Here is a 26,513-nt window from a genome sequence, read left to right as displayed (position 1 = left end):
AAGCCTTAATTTATTTAAAACGAATTAATCTGGAGGTAATTCCAGTCTAAGAGGTACTGCCACGAATAGGTTTTACCCATTCAAGGAGTAGTTGCACCCAATAGGGCATCCAACCAAAGGAAAGTTGCGGGACACCCAGGTTGGGAATACGGGGCCCGCATAAGAACAAAATAAACCAACTGACTGTAATGGCTTTAAACACTTCGGCCAAGACGGCGTTATCCGCCAGTTTAACGGCCATAATACAAGGCAAGGAGAAAGAATAGATTGCCAACTGATTTACCGGTGACGCGTTCTGTTTGGCAATAGATATCAGCGTATTAACTTCTTCAAACTCATTAGATATCGCTGCATTAGAAAAAGCCAAAAACAACAGCAAAGGCATGGCCAACTTGACCAAGCTCTGCAATTTACTATTCGACTTATTTCTCTTATTCATGTGATTTTCCGCCGCCCCAAACGGAATAGCGTCTCGATATTAGCTCGAATGCATTCAATACATATTGTTACTTATGTAAACAGCATAATCATGAAAAACACAGTGATCAACACCAACACTTAATGACTAGTCTAAATAGATTAAAAACTGGGTATATATCATAAAAAACATCATAAAAATAAATTAACCTTGGCAAATCAACACCAATATAAAACATAATTAAAACATCATAAAAACATTAATGCTTCACTATATTAAGCATGATGTTTTGTTTACTTACAAAAAAGCCTCCTTAATTAAGGAGGCCATTCTGTAACTAATTAAGCACTGTTACGACTTGACGTTGGTACTCTCAAAAATCTTATCTGCCGAAGCCGCAACAAAGCCGGTATAGAGTTCACCATCGGCTTTGGGATAACGCAGGGCAAATTCATAGAAACAACTGGGGATCTCTACCGTCTTGTCATCAAAGGCGACAGGGATTCTGTCGGCCATGGTGGAAGACTGTTCCAACAAGACTTCAGCTGAACCTTTGATCTCACCGCCAACACTGTTGAGGGTAAAACCAGCCTCCTTGAGCGCAGTATTCACGGCGGCCAGGGTGCTGAATTCGGCCAGGTGGTTCACAGACACGGTAAAGTGGTTGGCACGATAACCAAAGGCGGCAACCCAGGCAGCATACTCACTCTCGGCGAGCAGGGCTTGGTAGGTGTCATAGTCAAGCTGCCAGTGTCTGCCTGAATAAGTAAAGTTATCTGCGGTCAAAGCCTGGGTTGGGATCTGCTCAACCAAGTCGGCAACCCGCTGTTGCAACTCTGGGCTGAACTCTTCCACTAGCAGCTCAGAAATAAAGACCTTGGGCTGAGTCGGGTCCGGATGCTCAAAGTGCTTTGCCACCAGCTTTTTCTGCTCAAAGCGATAATCGCCGCAAGCCACATAGCCCAGCGCTTCGAAATGGGCTGCCAGCACATCCAAGCCCACCTTGGGCAGATTGAATGTACGCAAGGCGATATGGTCGTTAATAATCGCCTTGCCTTGCCCCAACAGCTGGTGCACTTTGGCCGCCGATGGCGTCATCTTGATATAGTCCTGCCACATGGCATTGAACAGCGCATTGATATCTGTATGCATGGTTATTCCCTGTGTAATGCAGTTTGCCCAAAGGCAAATGGTATGTTCAAAAAAGGGAAGCGCCACTGCGCTTCCCTTCACTGTCAGAGGCTAAGTCCCGGACTCAATGCCTGTGGCAAACTCAGACCATCGGCCTCCATGGAAGCCACGGGATAAGCACAATAGTCGGCCGCATAGAAGGCGCTGGCTCTGTGGTTACCCGATGCCCCGACACCGCCGAATGGCGCCGCACCTGAGGCTCCGGTGATCTGCTTGTTCCAGTTCACTATGCCGGCACGAATCCGTGCCAGGAAATAGTCATAGTCTTCACGGCTATCGGCCAGCAATCCGGCAGAAAGGCCATAGCGGGTATCATTGGCCAGCGAAATCGCCCGGTCAAAGCTGCTGTAACGCACCAGTTGCAACAAGGGTCCGAAATACTCTTCATCAGGTAGTTCAATCACCTCGGTAACATCAATCAACCCTGGAGACACCAGGCCGGTACCGCTCTCAATATGGGTTAGTTCCACCAGCGAGACCCCGCCGAGATTCTGCAGATTACGCTGCGCCGCGACCATTCCCTTGGCTGCTGCTTCAGAGATCATCGAGCCCATAAAGGGCTGAGGTTCGGCATTCCAAGGGCCGACAGCTATCGCTTTGACCGCCGCAACCAGTGCGGCAATCAAAGCATCGCCCTGCTCACCTTTCTCTATGTAGAGTCGGCGGGCACAGGTACAGCGCTGGCCACTGGAGATATAGGCAGATTGAATTATTTCGTGCACGGCCGCCTTGATATCACTGATCCCTTTGACGATGAGCGGATTGTTACCGCCCATTTCCAGGGCAAGGATCTTGCCCGGATGACCGGCGTACTGCTGATGCAGCAAGTGGCCGGTGCGGGAGCTGCCGGTAAAGAACAGACCATCAAGCTGAGGATGTGAAGCCAGCGCTTTGCCGGTTTCCACTTCGCCCTGCACCAGATTGATAACCCCGGCGGGCAGGCCGGCTTTCTCCCACAGCTTGAGCATCAGCTCTGCCACTTTTGGCGTCAGCTCCGATGGCTTGAATACCACGGTATTGCCCGCCAGCAGAGCCGGTACTATATGGCCGTTGGGCAGATGCCCAGGGAAGTTATAAGGCCCGAAGACCGCTACTACGCCGTGGGGCTTGTGTCTCAGCACGGCCCGCCCGGCAGGCAGTTCATTTTCAGTTTCGCCGGTACGCTTGTGATAAGCCGCGACCGACAGACCGATTTTGCCTATCATGGCACCCGCCTCGGTGGCCGTTTCCCACAGTGGCTTGCCGGTTTCCTGCGCTATGGTGTCGGCGATTTCCGCCTTATGGGCTTCCAGCTGATCGCGATAGGCCTCTATCACCTGCAAGCGGCCGTCAAAGCCGAGCATAAACCAGTCAAACTGCGCCTCTCTGGCGGCTGCAACGGCAGCTTCAACTTGAGCCGGGGTAGCGGCATTACCCTGCCACAGGGTTTCGCCGTTGGCCGGGTTGCTTGAACTCATTGCCTGGCCTTCGCCAGCGAGCCATTGGCCCTTGATAAATTGTGTCATTATGCTGTTCCTATATTGCCAATACCCTGACCGATTGCCCGTCTGCCACCAAGAGTGCGGCGGCCAACTCGCTCGACAGGATCACTTCTTCACTGTCGTCTGTCAGCGCCAACTTGGCCGAACCGGCACGGTAGTCTGCCAAATGGGTGTTGGAGAGAATAAAGCTGTCCTTTGATTGAGGCATATCGCCGATACGCACCGTCAGCAGGCGACTCTCGCGCACGGAGCGAATGTCCGCCAGATTGCATTCAACCGTGGGGCCACCATCAAAAATATCCACATAGTTGCGCCAGCGGAAACCTTCCGCCTGTAACAGGCTCAGGGCCGGGCGTGTATTGGTGTGCACTTCACCGATAACCTTCTGCGCCGCTTCGGGCAACAGGCAGACATAGACAGGGCTGCGGGGCATCATCTCGGCCATAAAGGCCTTCTGCCCCAGACCTGAGAGGTAATCGGCTTGAATAAAGTCTATGCCGAGGAAGTTTTGCTGCAGCCAGCCGTAGAAAGGGGAATTACCGTTTTCATCGCTGACCCCGCGCATCTCGGCAATAACAGTTTCACCGAACCGATTGGCATGCTGGGCCAAAAACAGAAAGCGGCTGCGTGACAGCATGCGGCCATTGTTGCCCTTGCGGTAGGAGTCTCTCAGAAACAGGGTGCAGAGCTCGGCGGCACCAGTGTAGTCATGACACAGGCTGAGGGTTTCAACCTCGTTACGCACTTCTATCTGCGACGAATGATAAACCTCTGTGCCCAAACGGTAATGGTAGAAGGCATCTTCCATTCCCACCGCGGCTTCCAGACCACAGGTGCCCACGACCTCCTGGGTCTCTGTGTCTTCCAACACCATGAGGTAGCCTTCATCAAAAGGCGTTTCCACCGCCTTGGCGAAAGAAGCTTCCGAACGGGCAATCTTGCGGGTCAGCAGCTCATCATTGACCGGCAGCGAGGTGAATCCATGGCCCGATTCTTCGGCGATACAGCGCAGCGCCGGGAAATCTGAGGCTCGGATAGGCCGTATGATTAACATGGTTAAATCTCCACTCATCCACAGTTGCTGCTCCGTCGGGCCGGCCCGTCAGAACAGCAGCTGTGAGTCTATTGCGCTAAGTGGGCCTGGGCCCACGGGGATCAGGCGGCAACCACCTTGGCGACCGCTTTTTCAAAGCGTGCCAGACCCTCGGCAATATCACTTTCAGGGATGATCAAAGAAGGAGTAAAACGAACCACATTGGCACCGGCCATCAGTGTCATCAGGCCATTGTCGACCGAGGCCAACAGAAACTCACGGCTGCGTCCCTGATACTGTTCATTCAACACGGCGCCGAGCAACAGTCCCTTGCCGCGTACCTCGGAAAACACCTGGTACTTGGCATTGATTTTTTCCAGGCCATCACGCAGCAGTTGCTCACGACGCTTAACGCCCTGCAGCACTTCGGGGGTATTGACTACATCAAATACCGCGTTGCTGACGGCGCAGGCCAGAGGGTTACCACCATAGGTGGAACCATGAGTGCCCACTTTAAGATGAGCGGCAATCTTGTCAGTGGTCAGCATGGCCGCGATGGGGAAACCGCCGCCCAGAGCCTTGGCAGTGGTGAGAATGTCCGGCACTATATCTGTCCCCATGTAGGCATACAGCTCGCCGGTACGACCAACGCCGGTTTGCACTTCATCGAACACCACCAACGCATTGTGCTTGTCGGCCAGTTCACGCACCTTGGCCAGAAACTCTGGAGTGGCGTTTATGATACCGCCCTCACCCTGCAGCGGCTCCAGCATGATGGCACAGGTCTTGTCCGACACCGCGGCTTCCAATGCGGCAACATCGTTGAATGGCAGGTGTGTGATCCCCTGCGGCTTGGGGCCAAAACCATCTGAGTAGGCGGCCTGGCCACCGACACTGACGGTAAAGAAGGTTCTGCCGTGGAAGGCCTTGTCGAAGGCGATAATCTGATCTTTTTCGGCGCCGAAATTATCCAGAGCATAGCGGCGGGCCAGTTTCAGGGCCGCTTCATTGGCTTCGGCACCTGAGTTGGCGAAATAGACCTTGTCGGCAAAAGTGGCGTTAACCAGTTTGGTCGCCAATGCCAGTGCCGGCTCATTGGTCATCACATTGGACAAGTGCCAGAGTTTTTCGCCCTGCGCCTTAAGCGCCTCAACGGCGGCTGGATGACAGTGGCCCAAACAGTTAACTGCAATACCACCGGCAAAGTCGACATACTCTTTGCCTTCCTGATCCCAAACACGACTGCCATCGCCACGAACCGGGATAACGGGTGACGGTGCATAATTAGGCACCATGACTTCATCAAACTGGGCACGTGTCAAATTCATGTTTACACTCATTCCTTCTCATCCTTTGTGTTGTCGGCGGCTCTGTCGGCCACCGTTTTAAGCAGTTAATCTTTATTTTTTGTGAGTAAAACTGCACTTACTTGTGTTGCTTAGGTGTCATTATTAGCGAAATTGTGATCAAAATACCAGTTTGATCAATATGCAGGAGCAATGCCTTGGCCTATAAGTGCATAAAGATCTGAGTTTGAGAATTAAGCAGGCAAATATCTGCCGTTTAACGGCATAAATAGTCACAAAAAATCTCAACTGACACCGAATCCGTTAACTATTCACCTATTTTGAATAGTTAACGACAATCATAACAGTAGATTATTGCGTATAAAAGCAGCGATTTGGCCCCTGGCTTCCATGGCCTCGGGCAAGAGTTCAAATAGTGGAAAGACATGAGGCATATTGAGGTAGAAGCCAGCTTCTATCCGGCCTCCGTCGCGCAATACCGCCTGTTGCAGGCGCTCGGCATCCTGTAGCAGCAGCTCACGGGTACCGGCCAGCAGCAAGATGGGCGGCAAGTCCTTAAAGCAACCATAAAGCGGCGAAACCCGCTCAGACATGGGGTTACTACCGGCGAGATACGCCCCTCTGAGTCTGAGCAGTGATTCAATGGTGAACAAGGGATCATCGGCCGCCAGAATGCGCTCGGTATCACCTGTGATGCCGAGATCCAGCGCCGGAGAGAGCAACACGCAGGCTCTCGGCAACGGTAACTCGAGCTGTTTCAGCTGCAACAACAGGCTCAAGGCCAGATTGCCTCCGGCAGAGTCGCCCATCAGCACCAGTTTGTCTGGGTCACAATGCTCAAGTGTCATCCGATAAGCTTCCAGCACATCATCACAGGCTGCCGGAAACGGGTGCTCCGGCGCCAGACGATAATCGGGCACATAGCAGTCCGCCAGACTGCGCCGCATAATATCGGCCAGGAAACGGGCATGGGCATGGGGAGTCTTGAAACAGAAGCCGCCGCCGCGAATATAGAAGAGGCTGACTTCTCTTGGCTGCGGCAGCTGGTAATGGATGAGTGGCGAGTGGCTCAGCGGCCAGTGCTCGACCTTGAGTTCCTGCGGCCAGCCCAACCAGCGGCGATCCATCTCCAGTAAGCGCCGGCGAATGCCGCACAGAGGCACTTTGGCACTGCCGCGACTGACCGATGGCCGCGCCACGTAAGTTAACAACCGGTTCAATACCGAGGCTTGCCAACTGGGCATAGCTCCTCCATGGAAGGCCTACAGGCTCCGCAACGGCTTAAAGCAGCTCGGGTTTGCGGTAATTCTGGCCTTTGAGACGAATGAGTTCCTGTTCCGTGAGCTCATGATACGCCATCATGATCCGCCTGTCCCTGAATTCCAGTTGCCGCATCTCTTCCAGTAAAAAACACTTGGCAAAACAATCGGCTTTGGCCAGCACTGCCGCATTGGGTGACAACTGACTGAAGCCAAGGGCCGTGTCCCGCTCCTTGAGCAGAGTTACCATGGCCGCATCCGCAAACCCAAGCTGGGTTGGCAGTTGCCAATTGAGTGATAGCGCATGCTGCTTGACCAGGGAATAGACCAAGGCGGCGGGGAAATCACACAGGGCTATGGCATCATAGAGCGCCTTATCCCTGTCGCTGCTCGCCTCCCTGAGCCATGAGCCGCGCAACTGCTCAAACAGCTTGGCGCTCATGGAGAGCAGCACTGAGATCCCCAGTTGCTGCATCAAGGAAACCGCATACAGCATTGGTGCATCCAAGTCATGCAACTTGGCCAGGGTTCTGGCGGCAATGCCCTGCACCTGAGAGAAACGCCATAGCTTGCGCACAGTCCAAAGCAAGCTGGCGTGGCCTGTGGGCAGCCAATGACGACAGGTGTAGTAAGGGATCAATACCCGCAAGTGCTCAACGCCTATATAGCTGAGCACCAGCTTGAGATCTGTCAGTTGCACATCCAGATTCTGCGGCCTGCGGGCCCTGAAGGATGGGCTGTTCACCAGAGAACTCAAGTCTCTCACCAGCCAACTCTGCTCGGCAACGACCGGACGAAGGCGTGCCAGATCAAGCCTTGGGTGCTGCAATAACTCCAGCAGCAAGATCTGTTTATCTGTGATGCCTGATAAGCGTGTCACCTCTTCGATGGAAGCCAGACGGTTGCCGAGCTCAGCCGCCAGGGTATCGGTCAACTGAGCCGACACTCTTTGATAAAGCGCCTTGGCCTGTTGCTGCCTGGCGAGCCGCTCCAGAGTCGCCTCGCGTTCAACCTCAAGCTTGAAGGCCACCGCCTCCAGCTCAGGTTCAAGCTCATCGTCACCGCTGTCAATGCGTTGCTTGCCCAGTATCAACTGCTGATACAGACGCTGCTCTATCTCTATTACACTGCCGGGTTTGACCCCACCCGCTACCGACAAGCCCAAAATGTTGCCTTCCTGCCACGCCCGCACCCGGGCCCTGTGTTTTTATGTTAGTCCCTTTAGGGTTATATATATAGCGGTCACACCGGCAAAATCTTGATACCAAAAAGAAACAGGCCTCGAATGAGGCCTGCAAAGTGACTATTTCAGCTCTTGTTCAAACAACTTATAGATGCGGCGATACTCGTCCAGCCAGCTCGATGGCTGTCTGAAGCCATGGGGTTCAACCGGGTAGATAGCCGTCTCAAACATCGGCTTTTCCAGCTCTATCAGTCGCTGCACCAGGCGGACACTGTCCTGGAAGAACACGTTGTCGTCCATTACCCCGCTCATGATAAGCAGCGGCTTTTGCAAGCCCTCGGCATGATAGATGGGCGAGCTGCGTTCATAGGCGATGTGGTCCACATCCGGGGTGTTGAGTATGTTCGAGGTATAAGGCGCATTATAGTGAGCCCAGTCGGTCACAGGCCGCAACGCGGCACCGGCCTGGAACAACTCGGGTTGGGTAAACAGTGCCATAAAGGTCAAAAAGCCACCGTAAGAACCACCATAGGTGCCTACCCGCTTGGCATCAACATTGGCATGCTGACTCATCCACTTGACGCCATCGGCCAAGTCTTCCACTTCCGGATGCCCCATATTACGGTAGATGGCGGTGCGCCAGTCGCGGCCATAGCCTTTGGAGCCGCGATAATCCATGTCCATCACCACATATCCCTGCTGTGCCAGCAGGTTATGGAACATGAACTCACGGAAATAACCGGAAAAACCATAATGGGCATTCTGCAGATAACCGGCACCATGATTGAAGATCACCGCCGGATATGATTCGGCGCGATCCTTGTCGAAACCTGCCGGCAGATACACCCTGGCATAGACTTCACCTGCGCCATGGCTGGAAGGCACGGCAACCACCTCAGGCGCCTGCCAAGGATAGCTCTTGAAGCTGTCGCTGGTGTAATGGGTCAGTTGGGTCAGCTCACCGCCTATGGCTTGAATATAGAGCTCATCCGGCTGGGTCAGGCTGGAGGCGGTCAACAGCAGCGAACGGCCATCCGGGCTCAGGCTGTAGTCGAGCACTCCATTCCACTGGGTCAGTTGTTCATCCTTGCCGCTACTTATCTCAACCCGATAAACATTGTACTTGCCGGGGTGTTCTTTGTTGGCCTTGTAGTAGATATAACGATTATCCGGGCTCAGAGTGATGTCACTGACCACGAACTTGCCCGAGGTCAAAGCCCGCGCCTTGCCACCGAGCGGCTTGAGATACAACTGCGAATAACCACTCTCTTCCGACAGGTAGTAAAGGGTGTCGCTGCCGGGTAACCAACCATACTGATTGTAGTCATAGTTGACCCAAGCATCGTCATGCAGCCTGTGCTCAGTGACCAGCTTGCCCTTGGCCAGATCGACACTGGCCAGCCACCGGTCTTTGTTGTCCACAGCTTCCAGCATTACGGCCAAGCGCTTGCCTGAGTCTTGCCATTGAATGGCGCTCTGACTCCAGCCCCAATCCTGCATCAGTTGGATCTTGCGCGGGGCTTTTTCACTTTCGTAGCGTTCCCCCTTCGCCTTGGCGTTTTCTGCCTTGACGCCGGCCAACACATCCTGGTTGTAGCCGAGCAAACCTTCGATGGTTATCTCTTTCTTACTCTGCTGCTGCAAGTCCAGCAGTACCAAGCGCTGCCCTGGCGCCTTGTCTTCAGCCACTCTGGCTCGCACGGGCACAGGATCGACATAGCCATCTTTACCAAGATAGTTGGGCATGATGTCATGCTCGCCACGCCAGTTGTAACTCTTGTCCTGCAACGCCAGCAGCACATAGCGTCCATCCGGCGACAGGCTCAGTTCCACCAGCTGCTCACTCTCACCCAGATACCAAGGCTTGGCCGACAGGGTCGGGTCTTCATTCCGTAACTGCTGCTGATACGTCTCCCGAGCCTTGGCGTTTTCCTGCTGTTTGGCCACATAGCGGATCAGCTTGTGTTGCTCCTTGGCGAGATAAGTTTCCGGCTCTTTGGTCTGTGCCAGCTCTTTGGTCATCTTGATATCCGCGAGCTGCTCCACAAGGCCTGAGTCTGCATGCAATCTGAATATCTGCCCCGCCTGCCAATAGGCAAGATCGCCATTCGCTAAAAAACGCAGCCCTTCAACCTTGGTATTTTGCCGGGTCAACTGAGTGATCTCACCGCTATCGAGCGCCTTCACAAACAGGTTGCCTTGATAGATATAAGCCTTGCGGCGCTTATCCGGGCTCAAAACACCGTCTCGTTGTGAGACGGTATGCAGATCAGACAACGCCAGCTCCTGCGCCTGTTTGTCTGTCACTCCCTGACGATAGTAACTACGCAGCACAGATGCACTCTGCTGGCGGGCGAACAGCACAGCGTGGCTGTCATCGCTCCAGTAGGCACCTTTGGGGGCGAGTCCCATCCAATCGGGATCCGCCATAATTTGATTCAGAGTTAACGGCTTGTCGGCCACAGGAGGCGCTGCCAAGGGTACTGTTTGGCTGGGGTTGGTGATCTCTTGGGGGGTGAGTTGCGGCTCGGTGGCGGCACAGCCGCTGAGAACGGCCAGAGTCAAAACACTCAGACCGGCATGACGCATCAGGCTTTTCATCATCCTTCCTTTTTTATAGTTATCTTGGCCGCCGGGAAGCGACATATGACAGAAAACAAGCGATTGCGGCCTGTTATACCATATTTGCCAGAGGATGTTGTTCTGCAAAAGCTGAAAACTTGTAAAGGCTTGTTAAGGATGGAGCCTTGGTACGAATCCGGGACTGACTCACTGCTCCTTAAGCCAGACGCAGGAAATTATTGAGCAGTTCAAGCCCCTGCTGGGTCAGAATGGATTCAGGATGAAACTGCACACCGTAGAGGCGTTTTTGTGCATGGCTGATGGCCATGATTTCCCGCCCGTGTACCGGGTCATCATACCAGGCATCCAGACTGAAGCCTTCAGGCATGCTGTCAATCAACAGCGAGTGATAGCGGGTCACGGTCAAGGGGTTGGCCAGACCTTGAAACAGCCCGCGACCATTGTGACTGATTGCCGATGTCTTGCCATGCATCACCCGCTTGGCCCGAACCACCTTGGCACCGAATACCTGAGCCAGCGACTGGTGCCCAAGACAGACACCCAAGATAGGCAACTTACCGGCAAAATATTCGATGGCGGCCAGCGAGATCCCCGCCTGATCCGGGCTACAGGGCCCGGGAGAGATCACCAGATAATCCGGCGCCAGCTCGCGGATCTCATCGAGCCCAATCTCATCGTTGCGCTTGATAACAGGCTGCTGCCCCAACTGCTGAAAATACTGCACCAGATTGAAGGTAAAGGAATCATAGTTGTCGATCATCAGCAGCATATAACGGGAACCGATTGATTTAAGAGATAGGGCTTACAGTGCCGCAAACAAGATACCGCTGTAGGTATTCCATCTTTTTCAGGCGCCATCTTTTTGCGCACGCTATGTTACGTTTAACGCTGAGCAGGTTCAACCTGGGGATGAACAAGGATAGCTTTATTCGGTCAGCTATTGGTTCATTCAAACGACAAACTTATTGTATCCCGAATAGATGCCTTGGGCCGGTTCTCCTAGAGGCCAGTTCAATCCTTACCCTCATACCTGAGTCTGTCGATAACCAACCTGAATGCCGAACTGATATTACGCCGCCCGGAATAACACAGGCAGTATCCTTCAAACGGCGGACACCAATCGGCCAACACCCGCCGAAGGGATCCATTCTCTATCTCTTCCGTCACTTCGGCTTCGGTAACAAAGGCAATGCCGTGCCCGGCCTTGGCCGCTTCAATACACACATCACTCTCACTGAAAATAAAGGGGCCGGATACATGTTTGACTATCTCTTCGCCCTCTTTTTCAAACTCCCAGTCATAGACGGGTGCATGAGCATGAAACCTCAATACTAGGCAAGCATGCTCGTCCAAGTCATGGGGGTGCTTTGGCACGCCATGGCGTTTGAAGTATTCAGGGGTGGCCACGGCTGCCAATCGCACAGCGGGGCCAATTTTCACGGCAATCATGTCCGGGCCGACAAACTCCCGCAGCCTTACCCCGGCATCGAAACGTTCTTCAGTCAAATCCGTGAGGCGACTTTCCAGATTCAGCTCAATCTGCACTTCCGGGTAGTCACGCACTATCTGTGACAACTTGGGCCACAGCAGGGTTCGCAGCGCAGGTTTACTGGTAGCCAGTCTCACCAATCCTCTAGGGGCATCGCCCAATAGTCGCAACTCTTCAATTCTCGCATTGATCATCCCCAGCCCTGGCTTGAGGGCCGCCAACAATTTTTCACCTGCATCTGTGGTGGACACTTTACGGGAAGTACGATTGAGTAATTTGATACCAACCCCCTCTTCCAGGCGCCTTATTGCATGGCTGACCGCGGATTGGGACAGCTCGAGTCGGGTCGCCGCGCGAGTAAAACTGCGCTCTTCAGCGACCGCCATAAATAGAGTTAAATCACTCAATTCTTCCCGCTTCATATTATTCCCCAGCTTGGCCTTCAGCTCACCAAATCAATCAAATATTCACAAGAATACTTCGAAAACCAGGCCAATATAACCGAAAAACATCCATCATTAATGAATTGAATTCATAGTTTCAATGAATTTAGAGCGCTTGTTACCACAGGCGTCCAGACCTATTCTGCTGGTCATAGATTCATCCATCAGCGGCTACCAGCGCCAGCTACTCCTGAGGGGAAATTCTCAATCTATGAGCCATTCAGTTACAGACCCGCTTCCAACCACTGAAGATACCGCCTGCTGGAGTGGTGTCTTTGCCATGTCGTTATGTGTCTTCGTCCTAATTGCGTCTGAATTTATGCCGGTCAGCCTGTTGACTCCTATAGCCTCATCCCTGCAGATAACCGAAGGAATGGCCGGCCAAGGGATAGCCATTTCCGGCATATTGGCCGTGGTGACCAGCTTACTTATCCCGGTACTGGCCGGTAAGGTAAACCGTAAAACACTGCTTCTGGGACTGACAGGGCTGATGGGGATTTCCGGCCTCATCATAGGTCTGTCCGATAGCTATGCCAGTTACTTGCTGGGCCGGGCACTGATCGGTGTCGTCATAGGTGGATTCTGGTCCATGTCGGCGGCTATTGCCATGCGCTTGGTACCGAGTGAACAAGTCCCCAAAGCGCTGGCCATCTTCAATGGCGGGAACGCCTTGGCGATGATTTTGGCAGCCCCTCTCGGCGCTTATCTGGGCTCACTGCTTAGTTGGCGTGGCGCCTTTCTCTGTTTATTGCCAATAGCTGTCATCACCCTGATTTGGCAATGGCTTAGCCTGCCGTCCATGCCGGTTAGAGAGCGTTCAGCGAGGATCCGCGGCACTTTTGCGGTACTGGGCTTGTTACGCACTCCAGTAGTACTGGCCGGTATGCTGGCGATTGCCAGTTTGTTTATGGGGCAGTTTACCCTATTCACTTATGTTCGCCCGTTTCTGGAAAGCGTCACACAAGTGGCTGTAAAGCCATTATCCCTGATCCTGTTGCTCATAGGCCTGGCCGGGCTCATAGGCACCAGCCTTATCAATGGGGCTCTGAAACGACAATTTTATCTGACGCTGAAAATCATGCCCTTGTTGATGGCTGTCAGCGCACTCGGTTTGGCGTTCTTTGGCACTCAATTGATCCTGGTGATTGTGTTGTTACTCCTCTGGGGACTTATCGCCACAGCCGCCCCTGTGGGTTGGTGGGCCTGGGTGCCACGGACTATTCCGCAATCGGCCGAAACAGCCGGTGGCCTGATGGTCGCAGTCATTCAGCTCTCTATCGCCTTGGGTTCTACCTTGGGAGGTGTGTTATTCGACATTGGTGGCCACCAACTCTGTTTTGGTATCAGCGCCCTGCTGCTGTTGCTATCCACAGCTTTGGCCGGGGTAACACAAGGCTACGAAACCCCGAAAAGCCAAAAGGATAGGGTCTGACGATGACATGGACAAAGCCTTTGACCAATACAGCCTGTTTAAAGATAACCAAGGTATTTATGTTTGTCCTGCCTTTCCTTGGAGGACAAATGTCTCAGGCTCAAGACCGGTTATCCACTCAGATTGAGGAGACAAAAATCATGCACAGCATAACTCTGTTACTGGACGGCAAAACCCTGGTCGCGAGCCTGGAAGACAACTCTGCCAGCCGGGATTTTCTTGCCTTGTTACCCCTTGAACTTGAACTGAGCGACTATGGCGCCAGTGAGAAAATAGCGGACTTACCCAAAAAGCTCTCCACCTTGGATGTCCCCAGCGGGCATTCGGCCAAGGTTGGCGACCTCACCTATTACGCCCCTTGGGGGAATCTGGCCATTTTCTATCGTGATCACGGCTACGCCCAAGGCTTGATCCCGCTAGGGCGGATAGACACTGGCAAAGAGCTGATGAAATTTTCAGGCAGGCAGAAAATCCGCATAGAAAAAGCGGGGCTTATCGAAAGTAAACAGCTCAAGTCTCACTCTAACAAGGAGTAAAGCAATGAAACTCAACTTCATATTCACTTGCACATTATTGCTCATTTCGCTGCCAAATGTGGCTGCTCAGCCAAAGCAAAGTATCTCAGAATCAGGTTCCCGGCCTTCAATTGCCGGGCCAGAGCAATTTTTCACTGGTGCAGCACGTATCGACCCACTGTTTCCTGCGACCGATGAAATCAATGCATCTGCAGCCTATGTCACCTTTGAGCCTGGTACCCGCACAGCCTGGCATATCCATCCCAAAGGCCAACAAATTATTGTGACTCAGGGCGTAGGCTACACACAGGAATGGGGCAAACCTCGACAACAGATAAAGCCAGGCGATGTGATCTGGTGCCCTGCAGGCATAAAGCACTGGCATGGCGCAGCTCCCAAGACTGCGATGACACATCTTGTGGTCACGGGTCAAGACAATGAAGGCCGTAATGTCAGTTGGCTGGAAAAGGTCAGCGATGAACAGTATCTGGGACAGGATCAAGCAGACAAGACAGGGAAGCACCCATGAAACCCGGGATTAGTTATTGGCCGCTGATACTGTGTCTTTGCATCCCAATATTTCAGACTGCCGGACAAACACCCCATACGCTCCAATCGAGGACACCCACTATGACAGAACCAGAGCCTTTAACCTCAAGACAGCAAGCGATAGTACCTATTGCGGCTTTTGCCGCCGAAGGTAACTTGGCCAAGCTGGATACCGCCCTGGAACAGGGACTGGATGCCGGACTCACCATCAACGATACCAAGGAAATACTGGTACAGGTTTATGCCTACGCCGGCTTTCCCCGTAGCCTCAATGCGCTGGGAACTCTTATGTCAGTAGTAGAGACACGCAAGGCTCGCGGCGTGACAGATGAAATTGGCAAGTTGCCCAGTCATCCGCTCCCCAAAGGTGATGCGTTACTCTCAACGGGTACAGCCAACCAGACACAACTGGCTGGAGGCGTTGTCCAAGGCCCTCTGTTTGACTTTGCACCGGCCATTGATGAGTTTCTCAAGACCCATTTATTCGGTGATATTTTCAGCCGCGATAACCTGAGCTGGCATGACAGGGAAATCGCAACGCTGGCCATGTTGGCGGTTTTGCCTGGCACTGAACCCCAACTTCAGGCCCACATAGCCATTGCCATGAATCTGGGACTAACACCTGAGCAACTCACATCTGTGATCACCGGCTTGAAGCAACTGGTGAATCAAGCCAGCGCCGAGCGCGCGCAAACCGCGCTGAACCAGCACCTGGAGCACCAGCCCTACAACCAAGAGTAACACCAGCATGAACAACCTAGACACAGCAAAATCCCCCTCTGAGACGCTCGATAATGGGCGTCGTGAACTATTGAAAATGACAGGAGCCGGTATCGCCATGACCATTGCAACCACCATCCCCACTCCGGCATTGGCCGAGTCTGAATTGAAGCTCAGTGACAGTTGGGACAAGACCTTCAGCAAGAGTGACAAGGTCGAACATCAAAAAGTCACCTTTAAAAATCGCTACGGCATCACCCTGGCCGCCGACTTCTACCTGCCAAAAGCAAGGCAGGGCAAGCTGGCCGCAATCGCAATAAGTGGCCCCTTCGGCGCGGTGAAAGAACAATCATCAGGCCTATACGCCCAAAAGATGGCCGAATACGGCTTTGCCACATTGGCGTTTGACCCCTCCTATACAGGTGAAAGTGGTGGAGAACCCAGGAACGTCGCATCCCCGGATATCAATACCGAAGATTTCAGTGCCGCCGTGGATTTTCTCGGCTTGCAAAGCCAGGTGGATCGCCAACGAATTGGCATTATCGGCATATGTGGCTGGGGTGGCATGGCACTGAACGCTGCCGCAGTGGATCAACGCATCAAGGCCGTGGTAACCAGCACCATGTATGACATGTCCCGGGTCATGTCCAAGGGCTACAACGACAGCATGACTCATGAGCAGCGCAAAGAAATTCTGGGCCAGTTGAGCCAACAGCGCTGGTTGGATGCCGAAAATGGCTCACCCGGCTATGGCCCAATCTCTCTGGAACTTAAGGGAGGTGAACCCCGGTTTGTGCAGGAATACGCCGATTACTACAAGACCTCGCGTGGTTTTCACCCAAGGGCCATCAACTCCAATGCGTCCTGGACCATCACCAACCCTATGTCATTTATGAATCAACCTCTGCTGACTCATATCGCCGAAATCTCTCCCAGGCCTATTTTATTGATCCACGGTGAGAAGGCGCATTCCCGCTATTTCAGTGAAACAGCTTTCGCTGAAGCCGCCTCTCCCAAGGAACTGCTGATTATCGAAGACGCCAACCATGTTGACCTCTATGACCAATTGGAGCGGATCCCCTTCGATAAGTTGAACGCATTCTTCGGTGAGTATTTATAACTTTCAAGCGGACAGAGGCTCTCCTCTGTCCAGCTTTCATCTTTAATGGAGTTTGTTGATGCACATTTTGTTAATCGGTGCCAATGGCCGTTCGGCGCAAGCCATCTTGCCGCGTTTGTTGGAGATAAAGGAAGTGCAACTGACGCTTTTTCTTCGAAGATCTGAACGACTGCATCACCTTTACAATGACAGAGTTCGGCTGGTTGAGGGGGATGCCAACAAAGTCGATGACCTGGTCTCGGCATTGCCCGGAATCGATCTGGTGATAAACACCATGGGTGGAATGGATTTGGACCGCAAGACCCGAAATCTGGTGCACGCCATGGAAAATGCTCAGGTGCAGCGCCTCGTTGCACTCAATGCCGGCGGTATCTATGAAGAACTTCCTGAACCCTTCAATAGCTGGGACAAGAGTATGGTGGGTTTCACCCGGCCTGTTAACCTCAGAAGTGCCAATGTTATCGAAGCTTCATCACTCGACTACACCATACTGCGCCCCGTCTGGTTAACCGATAAACCGATAGAAGAGTTTCAACTTACTCAAAAAGGCGAGTGCTTTCTGGGGACCGAAACTTCCCGCGCCAGCTTGGGTAGATTTATTGCCATTTTGGCCAAGAATCCTAGCCTCTATAGCCGCTGTAATCTGGGAATAAGCCAAAGTGGCACAGAGGGCGAGATGCCTGCCGCTTACCGCTGAAAGACATTGGCCGTTCCGCCAAACTTCACCGGCAATCCGCTGCTATCTGTCGCCAAGACTGGTTCAACAACTGGGTTTGAATTAAGCTGATATTTCGAGTGGCTTATAAAAGTGCTTTGCCTATGCCCAATATGACCAGGTTGCTGAATTTTTTGCTGATGCTGGGGTGTGATAGATGTGCTATCAAGACCCGGGAGCGCAAAGTCATTCAGGTCAACTTGGGCGTACTGGTTTCCGTAACAACTATATTGCTGTTTATTTTGGGTTTTTATATCAGCGGTAACCAAGGCTTTATTCTTTCCGGCTTGAATCAGCTGCCCTTTGTTGCCCTGCTGCCTCTGGTGTTACTGCTCAACTACAAAGGAAAGTTCTTTGCCGCCAGGTGGTGTTTAATGTTGCTGTTGATGGCCGATGCCGCCACAGCTTTAATGACGGCCCAAGGTACCAGTATCAAAATCCACAGCTATTACCTGCTGTTTGCCATCATGTTGGTTGTACTGTTTGAGATCCGTGAATGGCGTTCCATCCTGATCCTGATGTTAGCCAATCTGGGGTTGTTCAGCTTCTTTGAGCTGCACGGCTGGCCATCCCACCCTGATATCGCCCTGCTTTCTACACACACTCTGGCCATTTTAAAGGCCTTGGTGATCTGCTCATGTATTATCAGCTCCTGCGCCATACTGCTGATCAGCGAAATGTATGCCGAGCGCGCCGAGCTGGTACTGCAACATCAGGCCGACACAGACACCTTGACCGGATTGCTTAACCGCCGCGCATTCATGCGCCAAGTCGCACTGCAAAGAGAGCAGCCGGGCTGCTGGGTGCTTGCCCTGTTGGATCTGGATTTCTTCAAGAAGATAAACGATAACTTTGGCCATGATGCCGGCGATGTCGCCCTTATTCATGTCAGTAAGCTGCTCAAGAAAGCGCTCAAGCCTCAGGAGCGACTGGCCAGAATAGGCGGGGAAGAGTTTGCCTTACTGCTGAGGCTGGATGAAACCGGGACTCAGGCCCTGCAGCAAAGAGGCGAGCAACTCCTTGAGTCCCTCAGACAACAAGGCCTGGAATATCAAAGTCATTACCTACAACTGACAGCTTCTGTTGGCCTGGCAACTCTCGATCCTGGAGATAGTGCAAGCGAGGCACTCAAACAGGCTGACAAGGCTCTGTATCAGGCCAAGATAAATGGTCGTAACCGAGTGGAGCTGGCAGGCGCGGTATTGCAGCCACTGAAAAGAAAAAGCCAGTCATAGTGACTGGCTTTTTGCAATGCTGTAGCTGAAGCGTCAACCCGGCTTTATTTAACCAAAGTCAGGTGGCCACGCCGTTTGGGCTTGTCTGCTGTAGGTTCAGTTTCGGCTTCAGTCCGTGGCTGTTCAACCTCTTCAACCACATTCAGCAGTGATTCTTCACCCTCTTCAAGCAGATAGGCATCTTCCATATCGAATACTGTGCCGGCACCATTTTCACGGGCATAGATGGCAACGATAGAAGCCATAGGCAGCAGCACTTGCTGTGGCACACCACCGAAACGAGCATTGAACTCGACAAACTCGTTGCCGAGCTGCAGGCCACCGACAGCACTGCCGGCGACATTCAGTACTATTTGACCATCCTTAACATACTGCAGCGGTACCTGAATATCTGGCACAGTGGCATCCACTACCAGATGTGGAGTCAGCTGATTATCCATCAGCCATTCATAGTAAGCTCTAAGCAGATATGGACGACTTGGGGTCAAATCTTTCATCAGATACCCATGCGCATTTCGCGCTCGGCTTCGGTCAGAGAGGCCTTAAAGGACTCACGCTCGAAAATACGGTTCATATAGGCTTTGATGTCTTTACCCGCGCGGTTATCCAGTTCGATACCCAGCACTGGCAGACGCCACAACAAGGGGCCAAGATAACAGTCAGCCAAACCGAACTCTTCACTCATGAAGTAAGGCATTTCGGCAAACACAGGCGCGATAGACAGCAGGCTTTCCTGCAACTCTTTACGGGCCGCATCGGCGCGGTCACCCTTACGGATACGGTCGACCAAGCAATACCAGTCCGTATCGATGCGATGCATCATCAGACGGCTTTGACCACGGGAAACTGGGTAAACGGGCATCAGCGGCGGGTGCGGGAAGCGCTCGTCCAGATACTCCATGATAATACGGCTTTCGTACAACACCAGTTCACGGTCTACCAGTGTAGGCACTGAGTTGTAAGGGTTGAGTTCCAGCAGATCCTCTGGCATATCATTGGGATCCACCTGCAACACATCAACAGTTACCCCTTTTTCAGCCAATACGATGCGAACCTGATGGCTATAGAGATCATCGGCACCTGAGAACAGGGTCATGATAGAGCGTTTATTGGCAGCAACAGCCATTGATACCCTCCGGAATTGAAAAAAACAAATGTAAACGAGGGGCAATGCCCCCCGTTTACATTATGCGGATAATATATTCTACCCCTTTCTAAGGGTTAGTGTACATCCTTCCAATATTCTTTCTTGAGCAGGTATGCGATCACGAAGAATATGAACAGGAAGCCGAGTACCCATTTACCCAGGTTTTCGCGCTCTAGTTTAACCGGCTCAGCCGAGTAAACCAGAAAACCGGTAAGGTCGCGAACAACCTGATCGTACTCTTCTGCAGACAGACTGCCACCGCTGACGGTGATGCTGCCATCTTCCTGCTTAACCGGCATACCTTGCAGGCCTTCCAGCACATGCGGCATACCGACTGACGGGAACACAGTGTTGTTCACGCCGAAAGGACGACTTGGGTCTTTGTAGAACCCTTTGAGGTAGGAATATACCCAATCTTCACCACGGACACGGGCTACCAGAGTCAGGTCCGGTGGCGCGGCACCGAACCACTTGGCCGCATCTTTGGTTTCAATCGAGTTTTCCATCAGCTCGCCGATCTTGGCATCTGTGTGGATTAGCTTGCGCATCTCATCGACAGGAATATCCAGATCTTCGGCGACACGTTGGTAACGTTGATATTGAGTGCTGTGACAACCGGCGCAGTTGTTTTGAAACAGCTCCACACCACGACGCAGCGACTCTTTATCGGTCAGATCAATATTGGCATCTTCCAGGTGCACATTGTGACCGCTGGCGGCAGACACCATACCAGGCACAAAGGCAACCAAAGCAATCAATAACTTTTTCATTTGAATGTCACCCTTTCTGGTACTGGCTTGGTCTTTTCACTCTTGCTGTAGATGAACAACAGCAGGAAGAAACCGAAGTAAGTGAAAGTAAAGATTCGGGCAACAATGGTCAGTGTTGGTGTCGCAGGTACCGCACCCAGGTAACCCAGGACGATAAAGGACACAGCAAACTGAGCAATGTTCAGCTTGTGAATCATGCTGCGGTAGCGAACCGACTTGACCTTACAGCGATCCAGCCATGGCAGAACAAAGAGTACGGCAATCGCCAGACCCATCATAACTACACCACCCAGCTTGTCCGGTACGGCCCGCAAGATGGCGTAGAACGGAGTGAAGTACCATACAGGCGCGATATGCTCAGGCGTCTTCATTGGGTTAGCAGCTTCGAAGTTAGGCTTCTCGAGGAAGTAACCACCACCTTCAGGCATAAAGAACAGCACGTAACAGAAGACAATCAGGAAGCCGGCAACGCCCATGATATCTTTTACAGTGAAGTAAGGATGGAATGGGATGCCATCGACAGGCCAGCCATTTTCATCTTTGTTCTTCTTGATTTCGATACCATCCGGGTTATTGGAACCCACTTCATGCAGCGCAATCAGGTGCAGGAATACCAGTACCACAAGTACCAGAGGCAACGCGATAACGTGCAGAGCGAAGAAGCGGTTCAGGGTTGCACCTGAGATCACATAGTCACCACGGATCCACAGGGTCAAGTCATCACCGATAACCGGAATAGCACCGAACAGTGAGATAATTACCTGAGCGCCCCAGTAGGACATCTGGCCCCATGGCAGCAGATAACCCATAAAGGCTTCGGCCATCAGCACCAGGAAGATCAACATACCGAACAGCCACAGCAGTTCACGAGGCTTCTGGTAAGAACCGTAGAGCAGGCCACGGAACATATGCAGGTAAACCACCACAAAGAAGGCCGAGGCCCCGGTGGAGTGCATGTAACGCAGCAACCAGCCGTACTCGACATCACGCATGATGTATTCGATGGAGGCAAATGCGCCTTCGGCGGTAGGCACATAGTTCATGGTCAGCCAGATACCGGTCAGCAGCTGGTTTACCAGAACCAACAGTGCCAGAGAGCCGAAGAAATACCAGAAGTTAAAATTCTTGGGGGTGGCGTACTGACCAACATGGCGGTTATAAGTTGCCGTCATAGGGATACGCGCATCGATCCAGTCAATTATATTCTTAACCATTATGCAGCTCCCTGGTCTACGCCGATGAGCACGTTACCATCATCAATGTATTGATGTGGAGGAATCACCAGGTTCAGTGGAGCAGGTACGCCCTGGAAGACGCGACCGGCCATATCGAACTTGGAACCGTGACATGGACAGAAGAAACCTGAAGTCACACCTTCAACCTGCTCTGAGAAAGAGTCTGGCAGGTAAGTAGGTGAACAACCCAGGTGAGTACAAATACCTACGGCAATAAAGTACTCAGGCTTAATCGAACGTACGCCATTTTGGGCGTAATCAGGCTGCTGTAATTCGTCAGAAGCCGGGTCCCGCAGTCTGTCATCGTGGGTTGGGAGCTCGTTAAGAACTTCCTCAGTACGGCGGACAATCCATACGGGTTTGCCACGCCATTCCACACGGATCAGCTGACCTGGTTCTAGCTTACTGATATTTACTTCTACCGGCGCACCTGCAGCTTTCGCTTTGGCACTCGGATTCCATGACTTTATAAAGGGAACCGCTACAGCGACGGCACCAGCACCGCCCACTACGGCGGTTGCAGCTGTCAGGAATCTGCGACGTCCGGTATCGACTGGCGCATTGCTCATCCACTTATCTCCCAGAGGGTGTTGGAATTTTTGTTTTTCAAGACTTTAGGCCTCTTAGTTCTCACTAAAGGGAAAAGTCGAATTTTGAGGCGGGGCTCATTATAGCGAAAAATTAGAAGCAGATCATAGTCAAAAGACACAAGTTGGTTAGGGAGATTACAGTTTTTTAGCAGGCAGGGTTAAAAAAACAGCAGATTTAGGCTACAAAATCTGAGCATCTCGAGAGTAATTTAACCATAGCTAAAACATAACCAATTGACTATTAACAGTATATTTTGGCTTTACACATTAATGCCAATAATTCTGTGACTTTCGCATCAAGCCGAGAAAAAGATAAAAAAAGACCCGGAACCAGTCCGGGTCTTTCAAGCAGTGCAATTACTTGCCTTTTTGCTTCATGTATTTGAAGAATTCGCTGTCCGGCTCCAACACCATGACATCAGACTTACCGGCGAAGCTGGCCTTGTAGGCCTCCAGGCTACGCAGGAAACTGAAGAATTCAGGATCCTTGGTATAAGCATCGGCGTAAATCTTGGCAGCAATGGCGTCGCCTTCACCGCGGATGTTCTCTGCATCGCGACGGGCATTGGCCAGAGTCACAACCACGTCGGCATCGGTCAGTGCACGGATTTTCTCAGCCGCTTCCTTACCTTCTGCCCTGTGTTTCTTGGCTACCGCCTGACGCTCGGCACGCATCCGCTGGAAGATACTGTGGCTAACGTTGGATGGCAGATTGATCTGCTTCACCCTGACATCGACCACTTCTATACCCAGACCTTCAGCACTCTTGGCAGCATTTTCCAGGGTAATACGCATCAGGTCATCACGACTGCTGCTCTCAGACAAGCTTGTGCTGCCTTCACTGGTACCGGAAACAATCTGTTTAATGGTCAGCTTACCGAACTCGGTACGCAGGTCACTGTTAATCTTACGCTGCAACAGTGACTCGGCCTTGGACTTGTTGCCACCATCTGTAGCCAGATAGTACTTTTCAAAGTCTTTGATCCGCCATTTGACATAAGAGTCGACCATAAGGTCTTTCTTCTCAGAGGTCACAAAGCGGTCGGCGGCGCCATCCAGAGTCTGGATACGGGCATCCATATAGCGGACTTTGTCGATCAACGGGATCTTAACGTTGAGACCCGGGCCATAGACTCGGGGCACCATTTTACCGTCGACCTTATCTTTCAACACTTCACCAAAGCGGGAAACAATAGCGCGCTCCCCTTCGTTGACGACCATCAGCGAAGACACACCAACGACCGCCAGCAGGGCAATAATAATGAGTACGAATCTGCTCATGGTTTACTCCCTTCCCTGACGCATACGCTCTTCGCGGGACATGCGTCCGTTGAAACTGCTGCTGTTAGTGTTTCTTTGACTACTGACGGCATCCACTTGCTGCTCGGGTTCCTGTTCAGTTTTGGGTTTAGACTTGCCTTCCTGAGACATCAGCTTATCCAGTGGCAGATACATCAAATTGCCATTATTCTTGGCATCAATCAGTACCTTATTGGTATCACTGAACACCTGCTGCATCGCATCGATATAGAGGCGATCGCGAGTCACTTCAGGGGCCTGCTTATACTCGGGCAGCAGCTTGTTGAACTTGGCCACGGCGCCTTCGGCATCCTGGATAACACGTTCTTTGTATGCACGGGCGTCCTGCTTGATACGTTCCACCTGACCACGAGCCTTGGGCTCAATTTCCAGCTGATAAGCTTCGGCCTGACGGATATAAGTGTGCTCATCTTCCTGCGCTGAAATCGCGTCATCGAAGGCATCTTTCACCTCTTCAGGCGGTCTGGCCGGCAGGAAGTTAACGTCTTCAATCTGCAGTCCCAGGTTGTAAGGCGCGATAATACGTTCAATCTCGGCGCGGGTGTCGTCACGAACTTTGGCACGCCCTGTGGTCAAAATGTCATTCATTTTTGAATGACCTATGACATAACGCAGCGCACTGTCGGTAGCTTCACGCAGGCTCGAGTTGGCATCAACGGCACTGAACAGATACTGGTAGGCATCTTTCACCTTGTACTGCACATCGAGTTCAACCACGACCATGTTTTCATCGGCTGTCAGCATGCTGCCGGAAGCAGGAATAGAGCGAACCGTTGAGACATCTACCGGTAAAACCGAATCGACAAAAGTGGCTTTCCAGTGCAGGCCGGGACCAACTTCGCCGACATGTTCACCGAAACGCAGCACGACACCCTGCTCCGCTTCCTTGATAGTGTAGAAACCGGAAAAACCCCATACTGCCAGGGCAATACCTGCAACTATGGCCAGAGTCCCCATGCTGAAGCCAGAACCACCGTTGCCCTTGCCGCCAAAGCGTTTGGTCAGATTGCGAAATACATCGTCCAGATCCGGTGGCCCCTTGTCGTTGCCACCTTTGTTTCCCCAAGGATCATTACCCTTGTTACCGGGCTCGTTCCAAGCCATTTAACTCTCCATAAGTGGATGAATAAACGAGATTATTAACAAACTACTTTATCAATCTCGGGTTCGAGGATAAAGGTTTCCAACTCACCTTGACTCTGTTTAACCAGCCGATGCCAGTCCGGCTGTGGTAAACGAATAGACAAGATACAGTTCCCCAGGTCGTCATACTCTTTCTGCTGTATCGCATCCAGTCGATAAAACTGGCCAAGATAATGTCCGGCCATTGCCGGTATTCTCAAGCTAAGCTCAACTATAGTGGCAGCGGTCAGTTGATCCACCGCCTGCTTGAGAAGGTCCAGTCCCAACCCTTTTTGGGCCGAAATCCATACTCTGTATGGCCGGCCTTCGGGGTCGAAATCTATTTTTGGGCCTATCTCTTCCAGCAGATCTATCTTGTTGCAGACCAGAAGCTGCGGAATTTTATCGGCCTCAATCTCTTTGAGCACTTCTTGCACCTGCTCAAAGTTGTCATTCATATTGTCGTCGGCGCAGTCCACCACGTGCAGCAGGAGGTCAGCCTGGCGGGTTTCCTGTAATGTCGCCTTGAACGCCGCCACCAACTCATGGGGCAAATGACGAATAAACCCCACAGTGTCGGCTAAAAATACGGCGCCGTTGTCCAACTCCAGCTTACGCAGCGTCGGATCCAGGGTCGCAAACAACTGATCGGCGGCATAGACCTCCGATGTTGTCAAAGCGTTGAATAGAGTGGACTTTCCGGCGTTGGTATAACCGACCAGTGACACAGTAGCCAAGTCGCTTCGCTGTCTGGCCCGGCGACTTTGTTCCCGCTGTTTGTCCACTTTTTCCAAACGACGATTGATGGACTTGATTCGCCCCCGCAGCAATCGCCGGTCAGTTTCCAGCTGGGTTTCCCCGGGGCCGCGCAAACCTATCCCGCCCTTTTGACGTTCAAGGTGAGTCCAGCCCCGTACCAGGCGAGTCGACATGTGGCGCAACTGCGCTAGCTCCACCTGCAACTTACCCTCATGGGTACGGGCCCGCTGAGCAAAGATATCGAGGATAAGCGTGGTTCTGTCCAACACCCGGCATTGACACAGGATTTCAAGATTTCTTTCCTGTGCAGGACTCAATGCGTGGTTGAAGATCACCACATTTGCCTCGGTCGCAGCTACCAAAGCTGCCAGTTCTTCCGCCTTTCCCGTCCCCAAGAAAAACTTTCGGTCAGGTGTCCGGCGGCTTCCTGTTATCACCCCTACCGAACGTGCTCCAGCCGAATCGACCAAGAGTTGCAATTCGAGAAGGTCTTCCCGGCTGTCTTCGTCGGAAAAGTCGATATGAACAAGTACTGCAGTTTCTCCCGCCTCATAGCGATCAAACAAGAAGTGAACTCCTTAACTTATTACTGTTCGCTGCTATCATCATGCTGCGAGTTATAGCCCTGCTGGCCGCCGCCCTGGTGATTGCTCACGTTGAATGGACGAGAAGGCACAACAGTTGAAATGGCATGCTTATATACCATCTGGCTAACCGTGTTTTTCAGCAAGATAACGAACTGGTCAAAAGATTCCACCTGTCCCTGCAACTTGATACCGTTGACCAGGTAGATGGAAACAGGAACGCGCTCACGGCGTAGTGCGTTCAGAAATGGGTCTTGTAAAGATTGCCCCTTAGCCATGTTTTTATTTCCTTTTTTTAATTTATATAAAATCT

At 52.2% G+C, this 26,513-nt stretch carries 26 protein-coding genes; 7 read left to right on the top strand and 19 right to left on the bottom strand.

What is annotated here, in order from left to right; genetic code table 11:
* Positions 1-46: 46 nt before the first annotated feature.
* From E1N14_RS03305 to E1N14_RS03260, 10 genes are all read right to left on the bottom strand, one after another.
* The gene (locus E1N14_RS03305; RefSeq protein WP_025011308.1) at positions 47-439 is read right to left on the bottom strand and encodes a hypothetical protein; all 393 of its coding nucleotides are present in this window, start codon (positions 437-439) and stop codon (positions 47-49) included.
* Between the two features lie 330 nt (positions 440-769).
* Entirely contained in the window at positions 770-1,570 is an 801-nt protein-coding gene (locus E1N14_RS03300; protein ID WP_025011309.1) for a DUF1338 domain-containing protein, read from the bottom strand.
* Between the two features lie 83 nt (positions 1,571-1,653).
* Positions 1,654-3,114 (bottom strand): succinylglutamate-semialdehyde dehydrogenase, encoded by a 1,461-nt coding sequence (gene astD / locus E1N14_RS03295; RefSeq protein WP_025011310.1) that lies wholly within the window; start codon positions 3,112-3,114, stop codon positions 1,654-1,656.
* A gap of 10 nt (positions 3,115-3,124) precedes the next feature.
* Complete coding sequence (astA, locus tag E1N14_RS03290) at positions 3,125-4,144, bottom strand: arginine N-succinyltransferase (protein WP_025011311.1); 1,020 nt, start codon at positions 4,142-4,144, stop codon at positions 3,125-3,127.
* 101 nt (positions 4,145-4,245) lie between these two features.
* On the bottom strand, positions 4,246-5,463 hold the full coding sequence (locus E1N14_RS03285) for an aspartate aminotransferase family protein (protein ID WP_028779706.1): 1,218 nt from the start codon (positions 5,461-5,463) through the stop codon (positions 4,246-4,248).
* A 305-nt stretch (positions 5,464-5,768) separates the two neighbouring features.
* Positions 5,769-6,674, bottom strand: coding sequence for an alpha/beta hydrolase (locus tag E1N14_RS03280; protein ID WP_028779705.1), 906 nt, complete (start codon positions 6,672-6,674; stop codon positions 5,769-5,771).
* Between the two features lie 37 nt (positions 6,675-6,711).
* The gene (locus E1N14_RS03275; protein WP_025011312.1) at positions 6,712-7,854 is read right to left on the bottom strand and encodes an HDOD domain-containing protein; all 1,143 of its coding nucleotides are present in this window, start codon (positions 7,852-7,854) and stop codon (positions 6,712-6,714) included.
* 138 nt (positions 7,855-7,992) lie between these two features.
* Positions 7,993-10,473: a S9 family peptidase gene (locus E1N14_RS03270; protein ID WP_062793744.1), complete on the bottom strand. Its 2,481-nt coding sequence runs from the start codon at positions 10,471-10,473 to the stop codon at positions 7,993-7,995.
* 178 nt (positions 10,474-10,651) lie between these two features.
* Positions 10,652-11,224 (bottom strand): anthranilate synthase component II, encoded by a 573-nt coding sequence (locus tag E1N14_RS03265; protein WP_025011313.1) that lies wholly within the window; start codon positions 11,222-11,224, stop codon positions 10,652-10,654.
* Positions 11,225-11,466: 242 nt separating this feature from the next.
* On the bottom strand, positions 11,467-12,366 hold the full coding sequence (locus E1N14_RS03260) for a LysR family transcriptional regulator (RefSeq protein WP_025011314.1): 900 nt from the start codon (positions 12,364-12,366) through the stop codon (positions 11,467-11,469).
* Between the two features lie 232 nt (positions 12,367-12,598).
* Here E1N14_RS03260 and E1N14_RS03255 point away from each other — a divergent pair, with 232 nt between their 5' ends.
* From E1N14_RS03255 to E1N14_RS03225, 7 genes are all read left to right on the top strand, one after another.
* Complete coding sequence (locus E1N14_RS03255) at positions 12,599-13,819, top strand: MFS transporter (protein WP_062793743.1); 1,221 nt, start codon at positions 12,599-12,601, stop codon at positions 13,817-13,819.
* A gap of 140 nt (positions 13,820-13,959) precedes the next feature.
* On the top strand, positions 13,960-14,355 hold the full coding sequence (locus E1N14_RS03250) for a cyclophilin-like fold protein (protein ID WP_062793749.1): 396 nt from the start codon (positions 13,960-13,962) through the stop codon (positions 14,353-14,355).
* A gap of 4 nt (positions 14,356-14,359) precedes the next feature.
* Positions 14,360-14,863 (top strand): (R)-mandelonitrile lyase, encoded by a 504-nt coding sequence (locus E1N14_RS03245; protein WP_025011315.1) that lies wholly within the window; start codon positions 14,360-14,362, stop codon positions 14,861-14,863.
* A 101-nt stretch (positions 14,864-14,964) separates the two neighbouring features.
* Positions 14,965-15,624 (top strand): carboxymuconolactone decarboxylase family protein, encoded by a 660-nt coding sequence (locus tag E1N14_RS03240; RefSeq protein ID WP_025011316.1) that lies wholly within the window; start codon positions 14,965-14,967, stop codon positions 15,622-15,624.
* 7 nt (positions 15,625-15,631) lie between these two features.
* Positions 15,632-16,723, top strand: coding sequence for an alpha/beta hydrolase (locus E1N14_RS03235; RefSeq protein ID WP_025011317.1), 1,092 nt, complete (start codon positions 15,632-15,634; stop codon positions 16,721-16,723).
* Positions 16,724-16,781: 58 nt separating this feature from the next.
* Complete coding sequence (locus E1N14_RS03230; protein ID WP_037437334.1) at positions 16,782-17,420, top strand: NAD(P)H-binding protein; 639 nt, start codon at positions 16,782-16,784, stop codon at positions 17,418-17,420.
* A gap of 122 nt (positions 17,421-17,542) precedes the next feature.
* Complete coding sequence (locus E1N14_RS03225) at positions 17,543-18,673, top strand: GGDEF domain-containing protein (protein WP_025011319.1); 1,131 nt, start codon at positions 17,543-17,545, stop codon at positions 18,671-18,673.
* Positions 18,674-18,717: 44 nt separating this feature from the next.
* Here the strand turns inward: E1N14_RS03225 and E1N14_RS03220 are convergent, their stop codons facing one another.
* From E1N14_RS03220 to hfq, 9 genes are all read right to left on the bottom strand, one after another.
* Complete coding sequence (locus E1N14_RS03220) at positions 18,718-19,170, bottom strand: ClpXP protease specificity-enhancing factor (RefSeq protein ID WP_025011320.1); 453 nt, start codon at positions 19,168-19,170, stop codon at positions 18,718-18,720.
* A complete protein-coding gene (gene sspA / locus E1N14_RS03215; protein ID WP_025011321.1) occupies positions 19,170-19,799 on the bottom strand; it encodes a stringent starvation protein SspA in 630 nt (209 codons plus the stop codon). The genes E1N14_RS03220 and sspA overlap by 1 nt, the downstream gene beginning before the upstream one ends.
* 95 nt (positions 19,800-19,894) lie before the next feature.
* Positions 19,895-20,590: a cytochrome c1 gene (locus E1N14_RS03210; protein WP_025011322.1), complete on the bottom strand. Its 696-nt coding sequence runs from the start codon at positions 20,588-20,590 to the stop codon at positions 19,895-19,897.
* Positions 20,587-21,804 carry a cytochrome b gene (locus E1N14_RS03205; RefSeq protein ID WP_025011323.1) on the bottom strand — a complete coding sequence of 406 codons (1,218 nt, stop codon included), beginning with the start codon at positions 21,802-21,804 and terminating at the stop codon, positions 20,587-20,589. Before E1N14_RS03205 ends, E1N14_RS03210 begins: the two co-directional genes overlap by 4 nt.
* Positions 21,804-22,394, bottom strand: a complete 591-nt coding sequence (gene petA, locus E1N14_RS03200; protein WP_025011324.1) for a ubiquinol-cytochrome c reductase iron-sulfur subunit — start codon at positions 22,392-22,394, stop codon at positions 21,804-21,806. Before petA ends, E1N14_RS03205 begins: the two co-directional genes overlap by 1 nt.
* Positions 22,395-22,772: 378 nt before the next feature.
* Positions 22,773-23,696: a protease modulator HflC gene (hflC, locus tag E1N14_RS03195; RefSeq protein WP_025011325.1), complete on the bottom strand. Its 924-nt coding sequence runs from the start codon at positions 23,694-23,696 to the stop codon at positions 22,773-22,775.
* Positions 23,697-23,699: 3 nt separating this feature from the next.
* On the bottom strand, positions 23,700-24,839 hold the full coding sequence (gene hflK, locus E1N14_RS03190; protein WP_025011326.1) for an FtsH protease activity modulator HflK: 1,140 nt from the start codon (positions 24,837-24,839) through the stop codon (positions 23,700-23,702).
* A 35-nt stretch (positions 24,840-24,874) separates the two neighbouring features.
* The gene (hflX, locus tag E1N14_RS03185) at positions 24,875-26,182 is read right to left on the bottom strand and encodes a ribosome rescue GTPase HflX (protein ID WP_062793742.1); all 1,308 of its coding nucleotides are present in this window, start codon (positions 26,180-26,182) and stop codon (positions 24,875-24,877) included.
* A gap of 20 nt (positions 26,183-26,202) precedes the next feature.
* The gene (gene hfq, locus E1N14_RS03180) at positions 26,203-26,478 is read right to left on the bottom strand and encodes an RNA chaperone Hfq (RefSeq protein ID WP_025011327.1); all 276 of its coding nucleotides are present in this window, start codon (positions 26,476-26,478) and stop codon (positions 26,203-26,205) included.
* Positions 26,479-26,513: the final 35 nt, after the last annotated feature.

It is taken from the genome of Shewanella algae (assembly GCF_009183365.2).
Lineage (GTDB): Bacteria > Pseudomonadota > Gammaproteobacteria > Enterobacterales > Shewanellaceae > Shewanella > Shewanella algae.
Note: the sequence above shows the minus strand (reverse complement) of the source record. Positions and strands in the feature narration are given on the sequence as shown.